Annotated in this window: 4 protein-coding genes; 2 read left to right on the forward strand and 2 right to left on the reverse strand. The window is 75.6% G+C overall.

Annotated elements, in window-relative coordinates; all coding sequences use genetic code 11:
- Together Q6969_RS13725 and pcp are read right to left on the reverse strand one after the other, a co-directional pair.
- Positions 1-205 (reverse strand): FAD-dependent oxidoreductase (locus Q6969_RS13725; RefSeq protein WP_317230943.1); only part of this gene is annotated, 205 nt, incomplete at its 3' end.
- A gap of 253 nt (positions 206-458) precedes the next feature.
- Positions 459-1,100, reverse strand: coding sequence for a pyroglutamyl-peptidase I (pcp, locus tag Q6969_RS13730; protein ID WP_317230944.1), 642 nt, complete (start codon positions 1,098-1,100; stop codon positions 459-461).
- A gap of 167 nt (positions 1,101-1,267) precedes the next feature.
- On the opposite strand from pcp, the gene Q6969_RS13735 reads away from it, so the two are divergent.
- Both Q6969_RS13735 and Q6969_RS13740 read left to right on the forward strand, forming a co-directional pair.
- Positions 1,268-2,542 (forward strand): hypothetical protein, encoded by a 1,275-nt coding sequence (locus tag Q6969_RS13735; RefSeq protein ID WP_317230945.1) that lies wholly within the window; start codon positions 1,268-1,270, stop codon positions 2,540-2,542.
- 222 nt (positions 2,543-2,764) lie between these two features.
- Positions 2,765-4,012, forward strand: a complete 1,248-nt coding sequence (locus tag Q6969_RS13740) for a hypothetical protein (protein WP_317230946.1) — start codon at positions 2,765-2,767, stop codon at positions 4,010-4,012.
- Positions 4,013-4,023: the final 11 nt, after the last annotated feature.

Raw genomic sequence — 4,023 nt, forward strand, 5'->3', positions numbered from 1 at the left:
GGGTCGCCTCGCCGAGGCGGCTCGCCGCGTCGCCGAGCCCGAGGGCGTCGAGCGCGGCCATGCCCTCGCTCGCGACCTGGAGCCACGAGCCGGCCTCCTCCGCCGTCTCGCGGCGCTCGAGCACGGTCGTCGCGTGCCCCGCGCGGTGCACGGCGATGGCCGTGGCGAGCCCCGCGATGCCGCCGCCCGCGATCACGACGTGCATGCGGATGTCCCGTGGACGGTCATGGTGGGCCCCTCGGCCGCCCGGGATCGGCGGTCGTCGCGGGGCATCGGCGTGCGCCGCGTCGTCGGCGGGGACGGACGGGACCGGACGGCCGCGACCGCGCGTGACGGACCGCCCGGGGGCGATGCGGGCGAGGCTAGTGCGTGCGGGGCGCGGCCCGCTCCGCGGGTCCCCACGGCGGAGGCGGGGTGGCCGCCCCGCGGGGCGGTGCGGCCCGACCCCTGGGGGATCCTCAGTCCAGCGAGCCGCCGCCCGCCTTCACGTCCGTCGCGTTGCGGAGCGTCGCCTGCACCACCGCGGTGAGGCCCGCCGCGATCTCCTCCATGCGCAGGTAGGGCCGGTCCGTGCCGATCGCCTCCTCCGTCGAGTACGGGATGTGCACGAAGCCGCCGCGCACCGCCGGGCGCTCGCGCAGCTCGTGCATGAGCAGGTAGAAGACGTGGTTGCAGGTGTACGTGCCGGCGGTCTGCGAGACGACCGCGGGGATGCCCTTCGTGCGCACCGCGGCGACGGCCGCCTTGATCGGCAGGGTGCTGAAGTAGGCGGCGGGGCCGTCCGCGACGACGGGCTCGTCGATGGGCTGGGATCCGGTGTTGTCGGGGATGCGGGCGTCGTCGACGTTGATGGCGATCCGCTCCACCTCGAGCGTCTCGATGCCGCCCGCGAGGCCCACGGCGACCACGACGTCGGGATCCACCTCGGCGAGCGCGGCGCGCAGCGCGTCGTCGACCCGCGCGAAGTCCACGGGCAGCTGCCGCACGTGGATCTCCGCGTCGCCGTCCCAGCGGTCCCGCACCTCCTGCACGGCCGACCACGACGGGTTGCTGGCGTCGCCGTCGAAGGGCTCGAAGCCGGTGAGGAGGACGGTGGTCATGCGGGGCTCCTGACGTGCGGGGAGGGGGACGGGCGGGCGCGGGTCGGCCGGCGCGGGATCCACGCTACGCCCCTCGCGGGGAGGACCCCTACGGGGGGATGCACTGCTGACCGGGCACGGAGGACGATCTACCGGGGGACGAGGACGCCCCGGGATGGAAGGACCGCATGATCCGCACCGCAGGGGGACGACGTCTCCCGCTCACCGCTCTGGCCGTCGTGATCGCGGCCGGCACCGCGCTCGCGGGCGCCGTGCCCGCGCAGGCCGCCACCGCGCAGCCGCCCGTCGCAGGGACCACCGGCTCGACGGCCGCGGCGATCCGCGTGCCCGCGCCGGTCGTGCAGCCGTACGGCTTCGACTACAGCGCGGGAGCCAAGTTCCACGGCCTCGCCACGGTCGACCTCACCGGCATCGACGACCCCTCGGGCCTCACGTACGAGTACCAGCTGGACCGCACGGGTCCCTGGACCCCGCTGGCCTTCTCGGGCTACGTGAGCGGCGACGACGAGATCTACGTCCCGGCCTCCGCGGGCACGCACCTGCTCAGCATGCGCGTCGTGGGCACGGTCGACGGCGTGCCCGTCGTCGGCGCGGCATCGGCGCCGATCGAGGTGCGGGCGGTCGGCGGGACCCTGGAGTACACGCCGGAGGTCGTCGTGGACGGACCGTCCATCACGTTCCGCTGGGACGTGCTCGAGGCCCTCAACGGCTTCACCGCGGAGGAGAGCGACGTCTTCACCCAGGTCGACGAGGGCCCGCTGGTCCCCGTGGACGTCACCGGATCGCTCACCGTCACGCCCGGCTACGGGAAGCGCGTCGGCTTCGACCTGGTCTTCGGGCCCACCCCGACCGCCTGGCGCTACGTCCACGTCGACGGCATCACCGCCGACGCCCCGGGTGCGCGCCCGTTCACGTCGACCGCGCTCCCGTCGATCGTCGGCACGGTCGAGTACGGGGCCACCCTCTCCGTGCGCACGGGCACCTGGCAGCCGGCCGCCACGGCGTACGAGTACCAGTGGTTCCGCGACGGCGAGCGGATCCCCGGGGCGACGCAGGCGACCCGGAAGGTCGACGGCTACGACATCGGGCACCGCCTCACCGTCTCCGTGCGCGGATCCCGCGACGGGTACGTCGCCGCCGTGCGCACCTCGGGTCCGACCAAGGTGGTGGCGCAGCCCGTCATCACGGCGGGCACTCCGCGCATCACCGGCAACCCGGTCGTCGGCCGCACGCTCACCGCGCAGCCCGGCATCTGGAAGCCCGCGTCGCTGGAGCTCGGCTACCAGTGGAAGCGCGACGGGAAGGCGATCCCCGGGGCGACCGCGCGGACGTACACGCTGACGGAGGCGGACCGCGGCCACACGGTGACCGCCATCGTGAGCGCCGTCATCTACACGTACGACAACCAGGCACGCGCGAGCGCGGGCGTGAAGGTGCGCTGACCCGCATCCGACCCGCGACGGGCCCGGCTCCCCCACGGGATCCGGGCCCGTCGGGCGTCCCGGCGCGGGCACCCCGCGGGGCGGCGGGCGTGGCACCCGGACGGGGGGATGCGGACCGCCGGAGCAGGGACGAGGATTCGCCTCATCGGGCGACGGAGCCCGGGAACGGACGGTCCGACGATGATCCGCACGGCACGGAGAGCAGGCCGTCCGACGGCCGCCGTGAGCCTGGTCCTCGTCGCCGGGCTCGCCTTCTCGGGGATGTCCCCCGCATCCGCACGGACGGTCGGCACGCCGACCTCGACGCCGACCACGGCATCCGAGGCGGCCGCGGCGGCCGTCGCGATCCCCGCGCCCGACTTCGAGCCCTCCGGCTACGGCACCGAGCGCGAGCCCACCATCGACGGCTTCCTCCTCCCCGACCTCACCGGCATCGCGGACGCGTCCGGGCTCCGCTACGAGTACCGGCTCGACGGGACCGGGCCGTGGCGCACCGAGGGCACCGTCCCCGTCTCCCCGTCCGGCGGCCCGCTGGTCGCGCCCGCCCCTGCCGGGCCGCACCTCCTCAGCGTGCGGATCGCCGGGACGGTGGGCGGGTCGCCCGTCGTGGGCGCCGCCAGCGCTCCCGAGCCCGTGCGCTCCTCCGGCTCCTCGCGGCCGTACACGCCGGAGGTCGTCGTGGCCGGCACCACGGTCACCTTCCGGTGGGACGTGCGCGAGGCCCTCAACGGGAACCTGCCGGAGGACAGCCAGATCTTCTACCAGCTCGACGGCGGCGGGGAGTTCGTGTTCACGGACGCCGTGGGATCCGTGACCGTGGACCGCGGCTACGACTCCTCCGTGGGATTCGCGCTCACGTACGGCATCGTGCCGGACCTGTGGGCTACCGCCGAGGCCGTCGGCACCACCGGCAGCGCCCCCGGATCGCGGCCCCTCACCTCCACCCCGCCGCCGGCGATCCTCGGCCAGGCCGTCTACGGCGCGACCCTGTCGGTGCGCACCGGGCTGTGGCAGCCCGCCCCCGTGCGGCTCTCGTACCAGTGGTACGCGGACGGGAAGGCGCTGCTCGGCGCCACCGGGCCCACGTTCCTGGTCGACGCGAACCGGATCGGGGCCCGCATCACGGTCGCCGTGCGCGGCGCGCGCGACGGGTACGCCTCCGTGGAGCGGATCTCCGCGCCGACCCCGCGGGTGCCGCAGCCGGTGGTCGTGGCCGGAACGCCCGTCGTCTCGGGCATCGCGTCCGTCGGCCGGACGGTGACCGCGCGGCCCGGATCGTGGCGGCCCGCGTCGGTGCAGCTGTCCTACGCCTGGCTGCGCGACGGCCGCCCCATCCCCGGTGCGACCACGAGCGCGTACGCCATCACCGGCGCCGACCGCGGGCACGTCCTGTCGGTCCGCGTGACGGGCACGCTGCCGTCGTACCCCGCGACGCAGACGCGCACGAGCGCGGGGCGCGCGGTCGGCTGATCGGCCGGCCG

Origin of the sequence: Clavibacter sp. MX14-G9D (assembly GCF_032917815.1) — a bacterium.
GTDB lineage: Bacteria > Actinomycetota > Actinomycetes > Actinomycetales > Microbacteriaceae > Clavibacter > Clavibacter michiganensis_K.

Bases quoted from the DNA above. Each gene is read 5' to 3' on its own strand.
- Q6969_RS13735 (WP_317230945.1), top strand. From the start codon at position 1,268: ATGATCCGCACCGCAGGGGGACGACGTCTCCCGCTCACCGCTCTGGCC.
- pcp (WP_317230944.1), bottom strand. From the start codon at position 1,100: ATGACCACCGTCCTCCTCACCGGCTTCGAGCCCTTCGACGGCGACGCC.